Here is an 18,115-nt window from a genome sequence, read left to right on the forward strand (position 1 = left end):
CCGTCGAAAAAGCCATGGAAGCGCTGGAGTTGCTGCCTGAGGATATGCAGGAGCAGGCGGCTGACTACCTTCTGTCTCAGGCGAGAAAGTTTCGGGCACTCAAGGATGCGATCGACGAGGGCATGGCCGATGTTGAGGCGGGCCGTGTCGTTCCATGGGACCTCGAAGAATTCCTAAAACAGGCGCGCACGCGAGCCCGGCGATAGGCCATGAGCCTGCCGATCGTCGTTTCTCTTCGAGCACGCTCCGACATTCTCGATATTCATTCCTATCTGGCCGAGCGCAGTCCTTCGGCGGCGGACCGTATGCTGGCTCGCCTGTCGGAGCGATTTGATGAACTAAGCGAATTTCCCCAGCTAGGCCCCGATCGAAGCGAGTTGGGGCCGTCGCTACGCGGGCTGTTGATCGAGGGGTACATTGCATTCTATTTGGTGGAGACGGATCGGATCGTGATCGTTCGCGTTCTCGACGGCCGCACGGACATCGAACGAGAGTTTTCGAAATGACCTCACCCATTCTCGACGGCCAGATCCGCGACGGCCGCCACCATATGCAGGTCCGCGTCTATTATGAAGACACCGATTTTTCCGGCATCGTCTATCACGCCAATTACCTGCGCTTCATGGAGCGCGGCCGCACCAATCATCTCCGCCTGATGGGCGCCGAGCAGCAGGCGCTGTTCGATGAAGCGCAGGAGGAGACCGGCGGCTTCGCCTTTGTCGTGCGCTCGATGACGCTCGACTTCCTCAAGCCGGCGCGGATGGACGACGTGCTCGACGTCGTGACCTGGCCGATCGCTGTGAAGGGCGCCTCCATCATGCTCGCTCAGGAAGTCCGGCGCGGCGATGACGTGCTTGTGAAGGCCGAGGTCCGCGTCGCCTTCATCAGCGGCGGCCGCGCGCAGCCGATTCCGAAGGCTATTCGCGCGCTGATGAAGGCCGATCTGGCCTAGCTATCAATGGAAGTCGTTCAAGCTGTGAACGTGGTGGCTCGAAACTTCTAGACAAGCTTGCTTGACAGTCCGTCCAACAATGCTTTGGCGCGGTCGCGAAAACCGTTGCCTAGGTCGAGTATTGCAGATGCCGCCAATTTTTCCTGAAAGAAGCGCTTTATTTGGCCTTTTGTCGGGCGCTGAGCCAATTGCAAGTCCTGCTCAATCCGATCCAAGGCCTCGCTATCGAGCAACCCTTCAATATCGGTGATTTTGGGAAGGAATTCGTCGATCGTTCCTATACAATTTTCAGGGATACCGAATTCAGAAACATATCGGTCTCGTTCAATTTTTCCCTGACGGTCACCATCAAGAAAGAAGAAGAAACTCAAACTCCATCCGACGTGTAGCGAAACTAGTGCACCGAAGGTCCCAGCCCCTAGTCCGGGCAATATCGGAATATCAGGGCGATTTAGAAGCTTCGCTGCATATCGGAGGACATAATAATCTGATCGTCCTTCGACGATAACGGACGCTTTGTGTAGATCAAATCGGGACGGGACAACTTCTAGTCGGTCTAGGATGGGTTGGAAATAGCTCGTCTGATTGGGATGTTCATTAACAAACGACCTGTACGTTGCGACCTTAACGTCGAGCGACTCGTCATCTAACGAGATTTCGTCGAGCATAGAATTTTGAGGGGTGTCGGCTCTATTTGTCACGATAAATGTCTGCTCAAGCCATCTCGGCTCGATCATGTAGTGACTATGCGTAGTATACGCTAATGTGTGCTCGGCCCGCGCAATTTCGGGAAAGCACTCGATTAACTTTTGCTGAGCTGCCGCATGAAGATTCGATGCTGGTTCATCAAATAAAAATAGCATGGGTCGCGTCGACGAACGAGCCACGCGAAATTGCGTAAAGAGCATAAGCGCGCGGATCCTCGCTCCGTCACCCCCGCGCAAAGGCTTCGCCCTTGTCGCTGGAGGTGCGAGCGGAGCGAGCCTCGAAGGGTGGACGGCCCCGCGCTCGGAGCCGTCGCCTCTCAGTGTCCCTTACGCCGCCGCCTTGTGCCGGGCGATCTCGGCCTTGTAGAGTTCGAACTCCTCCGCGAGCGCCTTCGCAACCGAGGGCCGAGTGCGCAGTCGCTCGTAATAGGCCTTCAGCGCCGGCCATTTCGCGAGCTCGATCGGCGGCGTCGCCATGGTCCAGTTGATGACGGTGACGAGATAGGCGTCGGCGACGCTGAAATGATCGAGCAGGTACTCGCGGCCCTTCAGATGATCCTCGAGATAGTCGAGCCGCGAGACGTATTTCTCCAGCGCATAGGTCTTGGCCTCCGGCGGCGCCTTCTTGTCGAGCAGCGGCAGGAACAAGCCCTTGTGCAGCTCGGTGCCGATGAAGCACAGCCATTGATGCAGCTTTGAACGCTCGGCGTTCGACGCCGTGCCGATGCCGGCGCGCGGAAACTGGTCAGCGACATATTGCAGGATCGCGGCGTTCTCGGTCAGCACGACGCCGTCGTCGGTGCGCAGCGTCGGCACCAAGCCGAGCGGGTTGACCTTGTTGAAGTCGGAGCCGTCGGTGCGCACGGCCTTGGTCTTCGGGTCGACCTCAAGGTAGTTGGCCGGCTGGCCGGCTTCATAGAGCGCGACGCGGGTCGCCATCGAGCAGGCGAGGGGCGAGAAATAAAGGTCCATGGGTGCCTCCAATGTCTGGCGCGGGTGTCCGGCCGTTGTTGATTTTTGTACTGTCTTGGATAATATTGGTGGCGTCAAGGAATTAAATGCGAGATGGTACAAAAAAGTAAGAAGCCGCCGTCTGCTGCCAAAATCGTGGCGCCGGTCACCCCGAAGCGCCGCGGGCGGCCGCGCGCCTATGAGCCCGATGTCGCACTCGGCAAGGCGCTGGATCTGTTCCGGCGCGACGGCTTTGCCGCGACCTCGCTCGATGATCTGAGCGCTGCGACCGGCATGAACCGGCCGAGCCTCTATGGCGCGTTCGGCGACAAGCGCGAGCTCTACATCAAGAGCTACCAGCGCTATCGCGACGACGCGCGCGCCGCGATGGTCGATATCTTCCGCGCCGACGCGCCGCTGCGCGAGCGGCTCGAGCGCATCTATCGCATCGCGCTCGACATCTATCTCTCCGGCGAGTCCGGTCCGCGCGGTTGCTTCACCGTGATGACGGCGGCGTCGGAGGCGGTGTCGGATCCGGACATCCGCAGCATGGTGCTGGAGGGCTTGACCGAGCTCGACAAGGCGTTCGGCATCTGCTTCCGCCATGCCAAGGAGCGCGGCGAACTGGCTGACGGCACCGATCCGGCGGCGCTGGCGCATCTCGCCTCCGCCACCATCCACACCATCGCGATCCGCGCCCGCGCCCGCGTGCCGCGCCGGGAACTCGAGGCGATCGTGAAGGGCGCCGTCGACGTGCTGTGCGGGGCGAAATAGCCGCGGGGAACTTTCTCGCGTAGCAAATGTCGGGCGCTGGCTTTCCCGCCCGTCTTCCGTAAGGTCTCCCCACTCACGGAAGCGGAACATCATGGGAAAAGTCAGGACGTCAGTATTCACGGTCTCGATCGACGGATTTGGCGCGGCGCTGAATCAGAGCCTCGAACATCCGTTCGGCGTGGGCGGCCTGGCGCTGCCCGCCGCCTGGTTCTTCGAGACGCGAACCTTTCGCGCGATGACCGGACAGGACGGCGGCACCACCGGGCTCGACGACGAAATCGCGCGCAAGTCGATGGAGGGGATCGGCGCCTGGATCATGGGCCGCAACATGTTCGGCCCGATCCGCGGACCGTGGCCGGATCATTCCTGGAAGGGCTGGTGGGGCGACAATCCGCCATACCACACCCCGGTGTTCGTGCTGACCCAACACGCGCGGCCCGACATCAAGATGGAAGGCGGCACCACGTTCCACTTCGTGACCGACGGCATGCTCGCCGCACTCGAGCGGGCGCGCGCGGTTGCGGGCGACAAGGACATCCGCGTCGGCGGCGGCGTGTCGGTGGTGCGGCAATTCCTGCAGGCGCGCCTGCTCGACGAGCTGCAACTGGTGTTGCCGCCGGTCGCGCTCGGCGCCGGCGAGAGTTTGTTCGCGGGCCTCGATCTGCCCGCCCTCGGCTATGCCGTCGTCTCGCATGTCGCGAGCCCGCACGCGACCCACGTCACCTTCGCGCGCAAATCCTAGACCGCTCACGCCTGCGTCAGCAGCGTCACCTCAATTCCGGCATCCAGAAGGGCGTCGAGCTCGCCGACGACCGGCTCGCCGAACTCGTTGCCGGGATGGGCTGAGAAGCGGCCTCTCCCCTTGTCGTCCCGGCGAAAGCCGGGACCCATAACCACAGGACCTCGTTGTTGCGCAGGATGGTTTCCCCGCATGCCCCAATGAGGGGCCGCGGAGTATGGGTCCCGGCTTTCGCCGGGACGACACTCTGTGTTGGGTGACGGCGGTGCTAATACCCCCGCTTGCGATCGACGAGGTTGTCCAGCGCGCCGCCTTGCTCGAAGCGCGCGATCTGCTGCGCGACGTATTTCGAGATCTCGTCGGCGTCGGTGTCGGCGGCGTTGTGCGGCGTCAGCACCACCTTGGGGTGGCTCCAGAACGGGCTCGCCTCGGGCAGCGGCTCGGTCTCGAAGACGTCGAGCGAGGCGGCGCCCAAAGTGCCGTCATCGAGCGCGCGCAGGATGTCGGCCTCGTTCTGCAAGCCGCCGCGGCCGGCATTGATGATGACGGGCGCGCCGAGCGGGCTCTCGCGGTTCAGCTTCGCGAACGCGTCGCGGTTGAGCACGTGCCTTGTATCGGGCGTCAGCGGCAGCAGGCAGACCAGGATGTTGGTCTCGCGCAGGAATGCGTCGAGCCCGTCCGCGCCGTGATAGCAGGCGATGCCGTCGATCCGCTTCTCGCTGCGGCTCCAGCCGACGACGCGAAAGCCGAGCGCGCGCAGTGCCTGCGCCGAGGCGGCGCCGAGCGTGCCGAGCCCCATCACGCCGACGGTGATCGCGCTCGCCGCCCACTGATAGTCCGGCGCCCAGCGCTTCACCCGCTGCGACTCGCGTAAATAGAGCTCCTGGCGGTGATGCATCAGCACATGCAGCACGACATATTCGGTCATGCGGTCGGTGAGATCGGAGACCGCGACCCGCACCAGCGGCACGTCGGGCAGCGAGCGATCCGCCATCAGCGCGTCGACCCCGGCGCCGAGATTGAAGATGACGCGCAGGTTCTTGAACGCCGCGAGATCGCCCGGCTTCGGCTTCCACACCGCGGCGTAATGCACCTCGGCGGGATCGAGCGCGCCGTCCGGCAGCAGCACCACGCGGCGGTCCGGGCAGACCGCATCGAACCGCGCCTTCCAGCGCGCCGACGACCAGTTTTCCGAGCCGCCATTGATCAGCAGCGCGAGTGCGCCCTTGCCCATCCGGATACCTCCAACGTCAATGTGATATATGTCACAGAACGGGTCCAGCCCGCACCCGTCTCCTGCCATCAACAGGGGAGAACTTCCATGCGCAAACTGATCCCGGTGTCGGCTTTCATCCTCGCTGCCGTCGCCACGGCCCACGCCGATCAAAGCCGCGGCCTCGTGCTCGCAAACCCTGATGCACCGGCACAGGCGCAACCGGCCGTTGCTCCAGCGCTGGGCGAGGCCCGGCCGGCCCAATCGCAACCCGTGGAGTCCCTGCGGCAGCAGGCGTCCCGGCCGGTGACGAGGAGCCACGTCCGCCATCGCGAGAGCGATGAAGCCGAGGCGCCGGATCGCCCGCCCGCTACAGCGTTTATTAGTAACCGCACGTTCATCGTCGCGGCGACGGCCTGACGCGCCTTCGCCGCGACAAACGTCCCGTCCGTCGAAGCTCGCCATGGAGCCTCGATCAAAATCCGCCGCCGGCATCCGGAACCCAAATTTCTTTCGCGCCACCTGTCGGCAGCGGGCATAATCGTTCGTTCTTGCAATGAACGGAGATGCCTTTTCGATGCTGTACGCCATCCTCTGCTATCATGACGAAGACATGGTCGGCTCCTGGAGCAAGGAACACGACGCCTCCGTCATGCAGAAACTGTCCGTCGTGCAGGACAAGCTCGCCAAGCAGGGCAAGCTCGGCCCGGTGGCGCGGCTGTTGCCGACCACCGCGGCGACCACGCTGCGCAAGGAAAATCCGCCGCTGGTGCTGGACGGCCCGTTCGCCGAAACCAAGGAGCAGCTGCTCGGCTTCTATCTGGTCGAGGGCAAGAACCTCGACGAGGTGCTCGACATCGCGCGCGACCTCGGCGAGGCCAATCCCGGCGGCACCTATGAGATTCGCCCGGTCGGCTACTTCAATCAGGGGGGTACCAAGGCGTGAGCGTGACCGACACCGCCTGGATCGATGCTGCGTTGACGTCCGCGCGTCCCCAGGCGGTTGGCGCCCTGCTGCGCTACTTCCGCAATCTCGACACCGCCGAGGAGGCGTTCCAGAACGCCTGCCTGCGGGCGCTCAAGAGCTGGCCGCAGAACGGCCCGCCGCGCGATCCCGCGGCGTGGCTGATCATGGTCGGCCGCAACGTCGCGATCGACGAGGTCCGCCGCAACAAGAAGCAGCAGCCGCTGCCCGACGACGACCAGGCGATCTCCGACCTCGACGATGCCGAGGACGAGATCGCCGAGCGGCTCGACGGCTCGCACTACCGCGACGACATCCTGCGGCTGCTCTTCATCTGCTGTCACAAGGATCTGCCGGCGACGCAGCAGATCGCGCTCGCGCTGCGCATCGTCTCAGGTCTCACGGTGAAGCAGATCGCGCGCGCCTTCCTGGTCTCGGAAGCGGCGATGGAGCAGCGCATCACGCGGGCCAAGGCGCGCGTCGCCGATGCCAACGTGCCGTTCGAGACGCCGGGTGCGGTCGAGCGCAGCGAGCGGCTCGCCTCGGTCGCGGCGATGATCTATCTGATCTTCAACGAGGGCTATTCGGCGAGCGGCGACACCGCCGAAATCCGCGCGCCGCTGTGCGAGGAGGCGATTCGCCTCGCCCGCCTGCTGCTGCGGCTGTTCCAGAGCGAGCCCGAAATCATGGGGCTCACCGCGCTGCTGTTGCTGCAGCACGCCCGCGCCGAGGCGCGCTTCGACGCCGACGGCCAGGTGATCCTGCTCGACGACCAGGACCGCAGCCTGTGGAATCAGAAGCAGATCGCCGAGGGCCTCGCGCTGATCGACAAGGCGATGCGCCACCGCCGCAGCGGGCCGTATCAGGTGCAGGCGGCGATCGCAGCGCTGCACGCCCGTGCGGAAAAGCCCGAGGATACCGACTGGACCCAGATCGATCTACTGTACGGCGCGCTCGAGGTCATGCAGCCGTCGCCGGTGATCACGCTCAACCGCGCCGTTGCGGTCTCCAAGGTGAAGGGGCCGGAAGCCGCGCTCGAGATGATCGAGCCCCTGGCACCGCGGCTTGCCAACTACTTCCATTATTTCGGCGTGCGCGGCGCCTTCTTGATGCAGCTCGGCCGCAACGAGGAGGCCCGCATCGCCTTCGACCGCGCCATCGCGCTTGCCAACACCACCGCTGAAGCCGCCCACATCCGCATGCATATCGACCGCCTGATGCGCGACAGCCAGCCGCGCAACGCGAAGGCGGGGAAATAGTCGTCCAAGGTGTCGCGCGGCCGTCATGCGCGGCCCTGAGCCCGTATCGCTTCCCCCCCCGAAAGCGATGCTTCCCCCGAAGCCCCGATTGCCGCCCGGCGTCGAAACGCCGCCGCTGCTGCGATTGCCTGCTTCCCTGCGGCGCACCTCCGCAGTAGCCTGCGTGAATTGCACACAAAAACATTGCCCGGAGAACGAAATGATTGATCGCCCGCTCGATGAATCGATGCATTCAGCGCAAGGCAATCGCCAAATAAATCGCCGCGATCTCCTGTTGAACGGCAGCTCGGTCCTGGCCATGCTTGCGTTGGCCTCAATTGCGCCTGCGAACCCCACGTCTGCCGCCGCGCAATCGACCGCGCCGCGCCCGCACATCGTTTACATCGTCGCGGACGATCTCGGATGGAAGGACGTCGGATTTCACGGCTCCGACATCAAGACCCCAAATATCGACAAGCTTGCGCAGGACGGGGCCCGGCTCGAGCAATTCTACGTCCAGCCGATGTGCACCCCAACCCGCGCAGCATTGATGACCGGCCGCTATCCGTGCCGCTACGGCTTGCAAACCCTGGTCATCCCGACGCCCGCCAAATACGGCTTGCCGACCGATGAATGGCTGCTGCCGCAGGCGCTCAAGGAAGCGGGCTACAGGACCGCCATGGTCGGCAAGTGGCATCTTGGGCACGCCGACCGCAAGTTCTGGCCGCGTCAACGCGGGTTCGATTACCACTATGGATCGATGGTGGGCGAGGTCGATTACTTCACCCATTCATCGGCAAATGTGCGCGACTGGTATCGCAACGACAAGCCGGTGAACGAGCCGGGCTACGTCACTCAATTGTGGGGTGCGGATGCAGTCGCGCAAATCGACGCCCATGATCCAAAGGTACCGCTGTTTCTGTATCTAGCCTTTACCGCTCCGCACTCGCCTTACCAGGCTCCGAAGGAATACATCGACAGGTACCGGCACATCGAAGATCCGACGAGACGCACCTACGCCGCCATGATCACGTGCATGGACGACGAGATCGGCAAGCTGGTCTCCGCGCTCGAACGGAAGAAGATGCGCGAGAACACCTTGATCGTCTTCATGAGCGACAATGGCGGCAACCAGACCGCGCTCCTTGCCGGGGATGCCGACGTGTCGAAGCTGAAGCTGCCGGCCGACAACGGTCCGTACCGCGGCGGAAAAGGCATGTTGTACGAAGGCGGGACGCGCGTCGCCGCATTCGCGAACTGGCCCGGGCAAATCAGAGCCGGGGAGGTGAGGGAGATGATGCACGTCGTCGATATGTTCCCGACGCTCGCCGGCCTCGCCGGCGCCAACCTCGCCAAGCCAGGCAAGGGAAAGTTGCTTGATGGGCTGGACGTCTGGGCCACCGTCAGCAAAGGCGCCCCCTCACCCAGGCAGGAGGTGGTCTACAACATCGAGCCATTCCGCGGCGGTGTGCGCGCAGGTGACTGGAAGCTGATCTGGCGGACACCGCTCCCTTCGGCGATCGAGCTGTACAATATCCCGCAAGACCCGTCGGAAAAAACCAACCTGGCCGAAAGCAACCCTCAGAAGGTCAGGGAGCTGCAGTCCCGCATCGAACAACTCGCCAGGGAGAGCGCCAAGTCTCTGTTTCTTGCCGACGCTTTCGCGGCGGTCAAGGGCGCGGCACACGGGCCGCCTTCGCTGCCCAACGAGGAAGCCTTTTTCACGCAAGGTGACTGAGGGCGAGGGGCCGCGGGGCCGACCCCGTTGAAGGGGTAAACCACATTGAATCTGGCCGGATGCCCGTGACTCGAGCTCCCGCACCGGGAGCCTCGATCATGCATTGCGACGACATGCAAAAATCTTCACCGGGGGTGTCGGCCCCGTACTCCGCCGTTCGTCATGAAGGCAGAGAGCATCACCAAGCGTTACGGAGCCTGTCATGCCGACGATCGTCGACACCGAAGTCTCAAAGCCCGCCCGCATCACCGGACGCGTCATGAGCGGCGTGGTCGTCCTGTTCCTGCTGTTCGACGGCGCGCTCAAGCTGGTGCCGCTGTCTGTCGTCACCGAGACCATGGACAGGATGGGCTTCGGCGCGAGCGATGCGCTGGCGCGCAGCCTCGGCATCATCACCATCGTCTGCACGCTGCTGTACTCGGTGCCGCCGACCTCGATCCTCGGCGCGATCCTGCTCACCGGCTATCTCGGCGGCGCGATCGCATCGCATGTGCGGATCGGCAGCCCGCTGTTCACCCACACGCTGTTCGGGCTCTATCTCGGCCTGATGCTGTGGGGCGGGCTCTATCTGCGCGACGGCAATCTGCGCGCAATGCTTCCATTTCGCCGGTGAGCTGCTTGTTTGCCGCGTTTTCTTCACGCGAACCGGTACCCACTTCGCTTGAAAACGCTTCCGTTGTTCAATCCATCCTTGTGGAGACTGTCATGTTGGAGACGGTTGCCATCATCGCGATCGTCCTCGGCGCCGCGATCGCCGTCATCCTCGTCCTCGCGGCGACCAAGCCGGGCACGCTCCGCGTCACGCGTGCGGTCAGCATCAACGCGCCGGCCGAGCGGATCTTTCCATTGATCGACGATTTCCATCAGTGGACGGTCTGGTCGCCTTACGAGAACCGGGATCCGGCCATGAAGCGCATCTATAGCGGCGCCGGGCGCGGGCAGGGTGCGGTCTACGCCTGGGACGGCAACAAGAATGTCGGCGCTGGCCGCATGGAGATCCTGCAATCCTCCGCGCCGTCGAAGATCGTCATCAAGCTCGACTTCATCAAGCCGTTCGAAGGCCACAACACCGCCGAGTTCACAATGCTGCCGCAGGGAGATGCGACCAGCGTCACATGGACCATGTATGGTCCGGCCGTCTTCATGTCGAAGGTGATGCAGGTGTTCATGAACCTGGATCGCATGATCGGCAGGGATTTCGAGGTCGGTCTCGCCAATCTGAAGAAGCTGACTGAAAAGTAGCGCGTTTTCGCGCGAAGTGGTTACCGGTTTGCGTCAAGAAAACGTGTCAAGATAACAATCCAGAGCCCTCGTTCCGATACCATCGGGACGAGGCTCGAATGACCCAAGGGAGCATGCGATGCAAGTCAACCCCTATCTCTCCTACGACGGCAATTGCGGCGCCGCGCTGAAATTCTACGAGAAGGTTCTCGGCGCGCGGATCGAGGACACCTTCCCCTACGGCGAGGGCAGTGCGGAGATGCAGACGCCGCCCGGCTGGAAAGACAAGATCATGCACGCCCGCCTCACGATCGACGGCGAGATCATCATGGCGTCCGACGCCCCGCCCGGCCACTTCCAGAAGCCGCAGGGTTTTCACGTCGCGTTGCAGGTCGAGGATCCCGCGGAAGCCGAACGCCGCTTCAAGGCGCTGTCCGAGGGCGGCACGGTGACGATGCCGTTCGGCAAGACCTTCTTCTCCAACGGCTTCGGCATGTGCGTCGATCAGTTCGGCATCCCCTGGATGGTGAACTGCCCGCAGGGGATGTAACCCCGAGCAGCCTGATTGCCCCGTCATCCCCGCGCAACGGCTCCGCCGTTGTCGCTGGAGGTGGCCGGTTCTTCAGCGGCCCTCGAAGGATCGACGGCCACCGGCGGGGCCGTTCATCCTTCGAGGCTCGCAAGGGCTCGCACCTCAGGATGACGGTCCGGTAGCGTCGGCGGGTCAAGAAAGACGCAATCCACGCCGCTACCTGCACCGCGGATAGATCGCCGCGAGCTCGCGGCCGCGCAGCAATAGCAGGCGCGAGGTCAGGCCGCCGCGGCGGACGATCCAGCCGCGCACCGGTGCCGGATAGGCTTGCAGCACCGCCACGGACGCTTCCGGCTCGGCATATGTCCGGCCGCGCCGGTCTATCGAGCGCGCGGCGTGGAAGCCGAGCACGGCGCGCCGCGTCACGCAGATGCGGTCGCCCGGCACCATCGAGAGCACCAGGGTGCAGGCCGACAGGCAGGGCCCGTCGATCACGACGCGTTCGCCCGACTCGCGCACCTTGTCGAACAGTTCGATGAACGGGCCGACCTCCCCGCCGGGGCTGGCGAGGATACGAACATCGGCTTGCGCGCAGCTAACCGTTGCGCAGAGAGCTGCCGCCGCGACAAGTATTTTCATGCGCGCAATCCCTGCCACGATGCGATCGAGGTGCCGCATCTGAAGCCGCAAGGCTCGCGCCGGAATGGGGCATCGTCAAGACCGATGTCCCGGTCGCGACAGCAGGTGGCTCAGGCCGCGCGGTTCTTGAGCGCCCCCACGATCGCAGTGAGCACGGCGCCGGCAACGCCGCCGCCGGCGACCTGACCGATGATGCTGCCGATGTCAGGCGTCGCGCCGGAATTGGCGAGCAGCGGGATCAGCATGCCCAGAAGCTGTCCGCCTGCGCCGCCGCCGATGGCGCCTGCGATGGTGTTTCCGAGCGTGCCGAGATCGATGTTCTTGGCCGCTCCCGCCGCGACATTGCCGCCGACGGCTCCGCTGATGACTTGAATGATCAGATTGATGAGAACGCCCGACATGAGGTGATTTCTCCCCGGTATCTGGTTCAGCACGGCCGAGACGCCGGCCGGCGTCCCACCGCCGCGAAGGTTAGGCCTTAAGCGCGTAGAGGTCATGCTGCGCACGCGAAGATTGCGGCCCGTGCCGACGCTATGCACCGGCTTTTTGAGGGAACCTTCCGGCTCTCCCGAGAGCCTCAGCCCGCGCCGGAGACGCCGGCCTCGGCAAAGGTCGCCATGCCGCCATGACAGGCGAGCGCCGCGCGCAACAGCAGGATCGCAACCCCCGCGCCGGAGCCTTCGCCGAGCCGCATGTTAAGATCGAGCAAGGGGACGAGTTCGAGCTCGCGCAGCAATTCGCGGTGGCCGAGTTCGGCCGACACATGTCCGGCGCGGCAATGCGCGAGGCTGTCGGGTTGAAGCCGCGCCAGCGGCAGCACCGCGGCTGTCGCCACGAAGCCGTCGAGCAGCACCGGAATGCAGCGTGCGCGCGCCGCCAGCACAGCGCCCGCGATCGCCGCGAGCTCGCGTCCGCCGAGCGACATCGCAGTGACGAGCGGATCGTCGATCGCGCCGCGATGCAGCTTGAGCGCCGCATCGATCGTGGTGCGCTTGCGTATCAGCCCGGCATCGTCGACGCCGGTGCCGCGGCCGGCCCAGCGCACGCCGCGCCCGCCCATCAAGGCGGCGCACAGCGTCGCGGCGACCGTGGTGTTGGCGATGCCCATCTCGCCGACCACGAGCAAATCGCATTGCTCGGGCACCGTGCGCCAGCCGGTATCGAGCGCGACGAGGAAATCGGCGGCGTCCATCGCCGGCCCGGTCGTGAAGTCGCGGGTCGGGCGCGCCAGCTCGAGCGGCTCGACGCGCAGCTCGGCACCGGCAAGCTTGGCGATCTGGTTGATCGCAGCGCCGCCGGCGGCGAAGTTCGCCACCATCTGCGCGGTGACCTCGGAGGGATAGGCTGAAACGCCGCGCTCGGCGATGCCGTGATTGCCGGCGAACACGGCGATCGTGACGTGATCGAGCCGGGGCATCTCGCGCCGCTGCCAGCGCGCCAGCCAGATCGCAACCTCTTCCAGGCGGCCGAGGCTTCCCGGCGGCTTGGTCAGGTTCTGCTGGCGCTGCGTGGCGGCCGCGGCACTGGCCTCGTCGCCCTGCGGCAGGTCGCGACAAAAGCCGCGGATGTCGTCTAGAGTACTGAACTGCATGCGATTCCCTCGTCGAGCGGGCCGCAAGCTAATGCATGATCCGGAAAAGTGTGAAGCGGTTTTCCTTGCGACAAATGCGTAGCATTTGCGCGGAGATCATGCCCTAACAGGAAGCTAAGCGCGATGAGATCGAGCCCGATCTCGTCGCGCTTTAGCCCAATTTCCAGGCCTTCACCATGAATCAATGGCTCGACGAACTCAGGACCGCCACCGCCTTCCTGACCCGCCTGCCGATGCCGCATCCGGACGGCGCGCGGCCGGAGAGCTTTGCCCGGGCGCAGCGGCTGTTTCCCCTGGTCGGGGCCGCCATCGGGGCGGCGATCGGCCTGTTTTGCCTGCTGCTGCGGGCGATCGGTGTGCCGGATCTGGCCGCCGCCGCGCTCGCGCTCGGCGGCGGTGCGCTGCTCACCGGCGCGCTGCATGAGGACGGGCTCGCCGATGTTGCCGACGGGTTCGGCGGCGGCCGCGATGTCGCGGCCAAGCTCGAGATCATGCGCGACAGCCGGCTCGGCACCTATGGCGCGCTGGCGCTGGTGGTGAGCTTTACCGCCAAGCTCGCGGCGCTGGCTGCGCTGCCGAACGGATTTGTGGTGCAGAGCCTGATATCTGCGCACGCGCTGGGCCGCGGCGTGCTGCCATGGATCGCGATCAGCCTGCCCTATGCGCGCAAGGACGGGCTCGCCGCCAATGCCGGTAGGCCCGATGGGACAATTGCCGTGGTCGCGGCCGGCCTGGCGCTGTTGATCGCAGTCCTCGCCTTGCCGTTCGGCAGCGCGCTGCTGGCGGCGATCGTGGCCGGTGCGAGCGCACTGATCATGGTGCTCGTGGCAAAGCGGCAAATCGGCGGCCAGACCGGCGATGTGCTCGGCGGCACCGAGCAGGTCGCGGAGACCGCGATCCTGGTGCTGCTTGCGGCGCGGTTAGGTTAGGGCGTTTTCGAGCGAAGTGGATCCCGGTTCGCGTGAAGAAAGCGCGTCAAAATGAAAGCGTGAGCGGAACATGGATCGCGAAACCCGTCTCTGGCTAATCCGTCATGCGCCGGTGGACGGTCCGCGCGGCGTGATCCACGCGCCGGATGCGCCCGCCGACCTCAGCGATGCCGCAGCATTCGCGTCGTTGCAGGTGAGGCTGCCGGCTCATGCGCTCGCGGTCTGCAGTCCGGCGCGGCGCACCCGCGAGACCGCAGCAAAGCTCGGCCTGACGGCAGCGGAGGACGACGCCTTTCGCGAGCAGGATTTTGGCGATTGGACCGGCCGGCGCCACAGCGAGATCGAAGCCGAGCTCGGCGCAGCCTATCGCGCGTTCTGGCAATCGCCGGGCAACAACCGGCCGCCGGACGGCGAAAGCTTTGCCGATCAGATCATGCGGGCGCGGGCAGGGCTCGGGCGTCTGCCGGCCGGCGACGTCGTGCTGGTCGTGCATTCAGGCACCATCCGCGCGATCCTTGCGATTGCACTCGATCTCGCGCCGGAGTTCGCGCTGCGCTTCGTCATCGATCCGCTGTCATTGACGCGGATCGACCGATTGCCCGATGCCTGGCGCGTGGTTGCGGTGAACGGCCGCTAAGCCAATTGCGCTAATGTTAGTTCCGTCATCCTGAGGTGCGAGCCTTGCGGCGCAATTGCGCCGCTGGGCGAGCCTCGAAGGGTGCACGGCCACCAGCCGGGCCGTCGACCCTTCGAGGGCCGCTGAAGAAGCGGCCACCTCCAGCGACAAAGGCGAAGCCTTTGCGCGGGGGTGACGGTGATAGATTGAGCGCGTAGCGTCGGTTCTGTCATTGCGAGGGGCGATGGATTGCTTCGCTTCGCTCGCAATGACGGGAGGACTTGCGTGTCCTCAGCCGTTCCGCCGCGCGCCGCGCAGGGTCGGCAGGCCGATGCCGGCGGCGTCGAAGCCGCCGTCGACGGCGAGGATCTGTCCGGTGATGTAGCTGGCGCGATCCGAGCACAGGAAGAAGATCGCTTCCGCCAGCTCCTCCTCCAGCCCATAGCGGTTGAGCGGGATGGCGTCGTGATAGTCGGCGCGGATCTCCGGTGTGTGGACGGCCTTGGCCATCGCGGTCTCGACCGGGCCGGGCGCCACGCCGTTGACGCGGATGCCGAGCGAGGCGAACTCGACCGCGAGCTGCTTGGTGAGATGCGCGAGGCCGGCCTTGCTGGTGCCGTAGGCCGAGCGCAGCGTCGAGGCGCGCACCGCCGAGATCGAGGTGATGTTGACGATCGCGCCGCCGCCATGCTCGCGCATTATCGGCGCGGCCGCCTTGGTGCACAAGAACGGGCCGGTGAGGTTGACCGCCATGATCCGGCTCCAGTCGGCGTCCGAAGTCTCCAGCACCGGCGTGAACACGGCAATGCCGGCATTGTTGACCAGCGCGTCGAGCCGGCCGAACCGGTCGGTGATCGCAGAGATCGCGGCTGCCACACTAGCGGCATCCGATACGTCGCAGGTGAGCGCCAGCGTGTCGTCGGGCTGTCTCAGCGCCGCGACCGCCGCGCGCAGCAATTCGCCCTCGATATCGAGCAGCGCGACGCGCCAGCCGTCGGCGAGAAAGCGTTTCGCCGCAGCAAGCCCGATGCCACGCGCGGCGCCGGTCACGAGTGCGACTTTGGGGGAGGCGGAATTCATCGGATGGTCCATCGGTTCGGGCAGGAAGTCCCGACCGTCTGCGACCTTTACCTGGTGATGTCAACCTGAGAGGCGCTCAACTGGCTCGGCCGTCATTGCGAGGAGCGATAGCGACGAAGCAATCCATTCTTCCCGTGTGGCGAGGTGGATTGCTTCGCTTCGCTCGCAATGACATGGGTGCGACGGCCGTTCTATACTCTTTCAGCATGGGAAGAAGGCGCGTCTCGAAGGATGCACGGCCCCCAGCCCGGGCCGCCCATCCTTCGAGGATCGCACCGTGGCTTACGCTGCGAGTTCGGCAGAGGCGCGCTGCATGTTGGTGGACATGTCCTGCGTGACGATGCTCTGCTCCTCGACCGCGGCGGCGGTGGAGGTGATGTATTCGTTGACGCCGGCGATCGCCGCCTTGATCTCGGACAGCGAGCTCACCACTTCGGCGGCGATCGAGTTCAGCGCGTCGATTTCAGAGGAGATCGTGTCGGTCGCCTGCTTGGCCTGATTGGCGAGGCTCTTCACCTCGGAGGCGACCACCGCGAAGCCGCGGCCGGCTTCGCCGGCGCGCGCCGACTCGATCGTGGCGTTGAGCGCCAGCAGGTTGATCTCGCCCGGTGATGCTCGAGATCATCTCGACGATGCCGCTCATCGCCTGAGCTGCGGCATTGAGCTTCTGCGCCTGTCCGTCGGCAGCCTCGACCCGGCCGGTGGCGACCGCGGCGTTCTGCTTCGACTTGGTCATGGTTTCCGAGATCTCGCGGATCGAGGCGCTCATCTCCTCGCTGCCGGCGGCGACCGCCTCGATCAGGCCGCGCGCGCTGTCTGCCTTCTTGCGGCCGATCGCCTGCGCGGTGATGTCGGTGGCGTACTTCACCACCTTGTAGGGCTTGCCGTTGAGATCGAGGATCGGGTTGTAGGAGGCCTGGATCCAGATCTCGCGGCCGCCCTTGGCGATGCGCTTGTATTCGGCGGCCTGAAATTCGCCGCGGTTCAGCGCCCCCCAGAACTCGCGGTAGCCGGCCGCGCTCGCCTCAGCGGGCTCGACAAACATGCTGTGATGCTTGCCCTGGATGTCGGCAAGCGAATAGCCCATCGCGGCGAGGAAGTTCGGGTTCGCGGTGCGGATCGTGCCGTCCATGTTGAACTCGATCACCGCCTGCGACTTGCCGATCGCATCGATCTGGCCGTCATTGTCGGCGGTTTTCACCTTCTGCTGGGTGACGTCGGTGGCGAACTTGACGACCTTGAAGGGCTTGCCGCGGTCGTCGAGGATCGGGTTGTAGGTGGCGAGGATCCAGATTTCCTTGCCGCCCTTGCCGAGCCGCTTGAATTCGCCGGCCTCGAACGTGCCCCGGTTCAGCCGTGCCCAGAAGTCGCGATAGGCCACGCTGTCGCGGTCGGCCGGCGGCACGAACATGCTGTGGTGCTTGCCCTGGATTTCGGCGAGCGAGTATCCCAGCGCGCCGAGAAAATTCTCGTTGGCATTGACGATGGTGCCGTCCATGTTGAACTCGATCACCGCCTGCGCCCGGCCGATCGCGGCGATCTTGCCGGCCTCCTCCATGCTGTGAATCTTCTGCGCCGTGATGTCGGTGGCGAACTTGATCACGCCGACCGGCTTGCCACCCTTGTCCAGGATCGGGTTGTAGGAGGCCTGGATCCATATCTCGCGGCCGCCCTTGCCGATGCGCCTGTATTGCGCGGCCTGAAACTCGCCGCGGTTCAGGTTGGCCCAGAACACGCGATAGTCCTGGCTGTCGCGAATGGCCGGATCGACGAACATGCTGTGGTGCTTGCCCTTGATCTCGTCGAGCGTGTAGCCCATCGCATTCAGGAAGTTCTCGTTGGCGTCGACGATGGTGCCGTCGAGCTTGAACTCGATCACCGCCTGCGACTTGCCGATCGCGGCAGTCTGCGCCAGCGCATTCTCGATCTTGGCCTTGTTGCTGAAACTGAACATCAGGGCTCCGTGAAGGTCCAAATGAAAGGGATGGGGAAAAGCGGATCGCGGCAACTCACGGAAAGGTTGCAGCGAGCCGTTTAGCATCGGTAAAGCCTGCTGCTCGCGCGCGCCTGGCACGATCTGCATAATGCGCCGATGCACCCGCGCCATCTCTTTCAACTTGCGGCGTATTTTTTCAGTATGCACGTTATCATCCGTAGTCTGCATGCGATGTTCACCGTAATCTTACGGGCGAAAATCGAGGACGACTTTGGTCTGATGCGGATGATCGCAA

At 64.6% G+C, this 18,115-nt stretch carries 22 protein-coding genes and 1 pseudogene; 14 read left to right on the top strand and 9 right to left on the bottom strand.

Features of this window, described 5'->3' with window-relative positions; translation table 11 throughout:
- Positions 1–14: 14 nt before the first annotated feature.
- Genes ACVWYP_RS10550 through ybgC form a run of 3 tightly spaced genes read left to right on the top strand, consistent with a single transcriptional unit; the run spans position 15 to position 952 of the window.
- Positions 15–206: a hypothetical protein gene (locus ACVWYP_RS10550; protein WP_304498570.1), complete on the top strand. Its 192-nt coding sequence runs from the start codon at positions 15–17 to the stop codon at positions 204–206.
- Between the two features lie 3 nt (positions 207–209).
- Positions 210–506: a type II toxin-antitoxin system RelE/ParE family toxin gene (locus ACVWYP_RS10555; RefSeq protein WP_304498571.1), complete on the top strand. Its 297-nt coding sequence runs from the start codon at positions 210–212 to the stop codon at positions 504–506.
- The gene (gene ybgC, locus ACVWYP_RS10560; RefSeq protein WP_028332822.1) at positions 503–952 is read left to right on the top strand and encodes a tol-pal system-associated acyl-CoA thioesterase; all 450 of its coding nucleotides are present in this window, start codon (positions 503–505) and stop codon (positions 950–952) included. Before ACVWYP_RS10555 ends, ybgC begins: the two co-directional genes overlap by 4 nt.
- A gap of 47 nt (positions 953–999) precedes the next feature.
- On the opposite strand, the gene ACVWYP_RS10565 is transcribed toward ybgC, so the two are convergent.
- Together ACVWYP_RS10565 and ACVWYP_RS10570 are read right to left on the bottom strand one after the other, a co-directional pair.
- Positions 1,000–1,815 carry an OLD family protein gene (locus tag ACVWYP_RS10565; protein ID WP_304498572.1) on the bottom strand — a complete coding sequence of 272 codons (816 nt, stop codon included), beginning with the start codon at positions 1,813–1,815 and terminating at the stop codon, positions 1,000–1,002.
- Positions 1,816–1,986: 171 nt separating this feature from the next.
- A complete protein-coding gene (locus ACVWYP_RS10570) occupies positions 1,987–2,631 on the bottom strand; it encodes a glutathione binding-like protein (RefSeq protein ID WP_304498573.1) in 645 nt (214 codons plus the stop codon).
- A 93-nt stretch (positions 2,632–2,724) separates the two neighbouring features.
- Here ACVWYP_RS10570 and ACVWYP_RS10575 point away from each other — a divergent pair, with 93 nt between their 5' ends.
- Both ACVWYP_RS10575 and ACVWYP_RS10580 read left to right on the top strand, forming a co-directional pair.
- Complete coding sequence (locus tag ACVWYP_RS10575) at positions 2,725–3,384, top strand: TetR/AcrR family transcriptional regulator (RefSeq protein ID WP_304498574.1); 660 nt, start codon at positions 2,725–2,727, stop codon at positions 3,382–3,384.
- A 91-nt stretch (positions 3,385–3,475) separates the two neighbouring features.
- Entirely contained in the window at positions 3,476–4,126 is a 651-nt protein-coding gene (locus tag ACVWYP_RS10580) for a dihydrofolate reductase family protein (protein WP_304498575.1), read from the top strand.
- 5 nt (positions 4,127–4,131) lie between these two features.
- Here ACVWYP_RS10580 and ACVWYP_RS10585 read toward each other — a convergent pair whose 3' ends face one another.
- Together ACVWYP_RS10585 and ACVWYP_RS10590 are read right to left on the bottom strand one after the other, a co-directional pair.
- Entirely contained in the window at positions 4,132–4,275 is a 144-nt protein-coding gene (locus ACVWYP_RS10585; RefSeq protein WP_456684102.1) for a hypothetical protein, read from the bottom strand.
- 116 nt (positions 4,276–4,391) lie between these two features.
- The gene (locus ACVWYP_RS10590) at positions 4,392–5,357 is read right to left on the bottom strand and encodes a 2-hydroxyacid dehydrogenase (RefSeq protein WP_304498577.1); all 966 of its coding nucleotides are present in this window, start codon (positions 5,355–5,357) and stop codon (positions 4,392–4,394) included.
- An 87-nt stretch (positions 5,358–5,444) separates the two neighbouring features.
- On the opposite strand from ACVWYP_RS10590, the gene ACVWYP_RS10595 reads away from it, so the two are divergent.
- The 7 genes from ACVWYP_RS10595 to ACVWYP_RS10625 all read left to right on the top strand — a co-directional run bounded on the left by ACVWYP_RS10595 (position 5,445) and on the right by ACVWYP_RS10625 (position 11,047).
- Positions 5,445–5,756, top strand: a complete 312-nt coding sequence (locus tag ACVWYP_RS10595) for a hypothetical protein (RefSeq protein WP_304498578.1) — start codon at positions 5,445–5,447, stop codon at positions 5,754–5,756.
- Positions 5,757–5,913: 157 nt separating this feature from the next.
- Positions 5,914–6,282 (top strand): YciI family protein, encoded by a 369-nt coding sequence (locus ACVWYP_RS10600; RefSeq protein ID WP_028332829.1) that lies wholly within the window; start codon positions 5,914–5,916, stop codon positions 6,280–6,282.
- A complete protein-coding gene (locus tag ACVWYP_RS10605; protein ID WP_304498579.1) occupies positions 6,279–7,559 on the top strand; it encodes an RNA polymerase sigma factor in 1,281 nt (426 codons plus the stop codon). Before ACVWYP_RS10600 ends, ACVWYP_RS10605 begins: the two co-directional genes overlap by 4 nt.
- A 199-nt stretch (positions 7,560–7,758) precedes the next feature.
- Positions 7,759–9,276 carry an arylsulfatase B gene (locus ACVWYP_RS10610; RefSeq protein ID WP_304498580.1) on the top strand — a complete coding sequence of 506 codons (1,518 nt, stop codon included), beginning with the start codon at positions 7,759–7,761 and terminating at the stop codon, positions 9,274–9,276.
- Positions 9,277–9,478: 202 nt separating this feature from the next.
- A complete protein-coding gene (locus ACVWYP_RS10615; protein ID WP_304498581.1) occupies positions 9,479–9,889 on the top strand; it encodes a DoxX family protein in 411 nt (136 codons plus the stop codon).
- A 92-nt stretch (positions 9,890–9,981) separates the two neighbouring features.
- Positions 9,982–10,518, top strand: coding sequence for an SRPBCC family protein (locus tag ACVWYP_RS10620; RefSeq protein ID WP_304498582.1), 537 nt, complete (start codon positions 9,982–9,984; stop codon positions 10,516–10,518).
- Positions 10,519–10,636: 118 nt separating this feature from the next.
- Positions 10,637–11,047 carry a VOC family protein gene (locus ACVWYP_RS10625; protein WP_028343957.1) on the top strand — a complete coding sequence of 137 codons (411 nt, stop codon included), beginning with the start codon at positions 10,637–10,639 and terminating at the stop codon, positions 11,045–11,047.
- Between the two features lie 198 nt (positions 11,048–11,245).
- Here the strand turns inward: ACVWYP_RS10625 and ACVWYP_RS10630 are convergent, their stop codons facing one another.
- The 3 genes from ACVWYP_RS10630 to cobT form a co-directional block, all read right to left on the bottom strand.
- Positions 11,246–11,668 carry a S49 family peptidase domain-containing protein gene (locus ACVWYP_RS10630; protein WP_028343956.1) on the bottom strand — a complete coding sequence of 141 codons (423 nt, stop codon included), beginning with the start codon at positions 11,666–11,668 and terminating at the stop codon, positions 11,246–11,248.
- A 110-nt stretch (positions 11,669–11,778) separates the two neighbouring features.
- Entirely contained in the window at positions 11,779–12,069 is a 291-nt protein-coding gene (locus ACVWYP_RS10635) for a hypothetical protein (RefSeq protein ID WP_016842535.1), read from the bottom strand.
- A 176-nt stretch (positions 12,070–12,245) separates the two neighbouring features.
- A complete protein-coding gene (gene cobT / locus ACVWYP_RS10640; protein WP_304498583.1) occupies positions 12,246–13,259 on the bottom strand; it encodes a nicotinate-nucleotide--dimethylbenzimidazole phosphoribosyltransferase in 1,014 nt (337 codons plus the stop codon).
- Positions 13,260–13,435: 176 nt separating this feature from the next.
- On the opposite strand from cobT, the gene cobS reads away from it, so the two are divergent.
- Both cobS and ACVWYP_RS10650 read left to right on the top strand, forming a co-directional pair.
- Positions 13,436–14,188, top strand: a complete 753-nt coding sequence (gene cobS / locus ACVWYP_RS10645) for an adenosylcobinamide-GDP ribazoletransferase (protein ID WP_304498584.1) — start codon at positions 13,436–13,438, stop codon at positions 14,186–14,188.
- A gap of 70 nt (positions 14,189–14,258) precedes the next feature.
- Positions 14,259–14,825, top strand: coding sequence for a histidine phosphatase family protein (locus ACVWYP_RS10650; RefSeq protein ID WP_304498585.1), 567 nt, complete (start codon positions 14,259–14,261; stop codon positions 14,823–14,825).
- A 270-nt stretch (positions 14,826–15,095) separates the two neighbouring features.
- Here the strand turns inward: ACVWYP_RS10650 and ACVWYP_RS10655 are convergent, their stop codons facing one another.
- Positions 15,096–15,884, bottom strand: a complete 789-nt coding sequence (locus ACVWYP_RS10655; RefSeq protein ID WP_304498586.1) for an SDR family NAD(P)-dependent oxidoreductase — start codon at positions 15,882–15,884, stop codon at positions 15,096–15,098.
- A gap of 282 nt (positions 15,885–16,166) precedes the next feature.
- Positions 16,167–17,838: pseudogene (locus tag ACVWYP_RS10660) on the bottom strand (methyl-accepting chemotaxis protein).
- Positions 17,839–18,115: the final 277 nt, after the last annotated feature.

It is taken from the genome of Bradyrhizobium sp. USDA 3262, assembly GCF_054060035.1.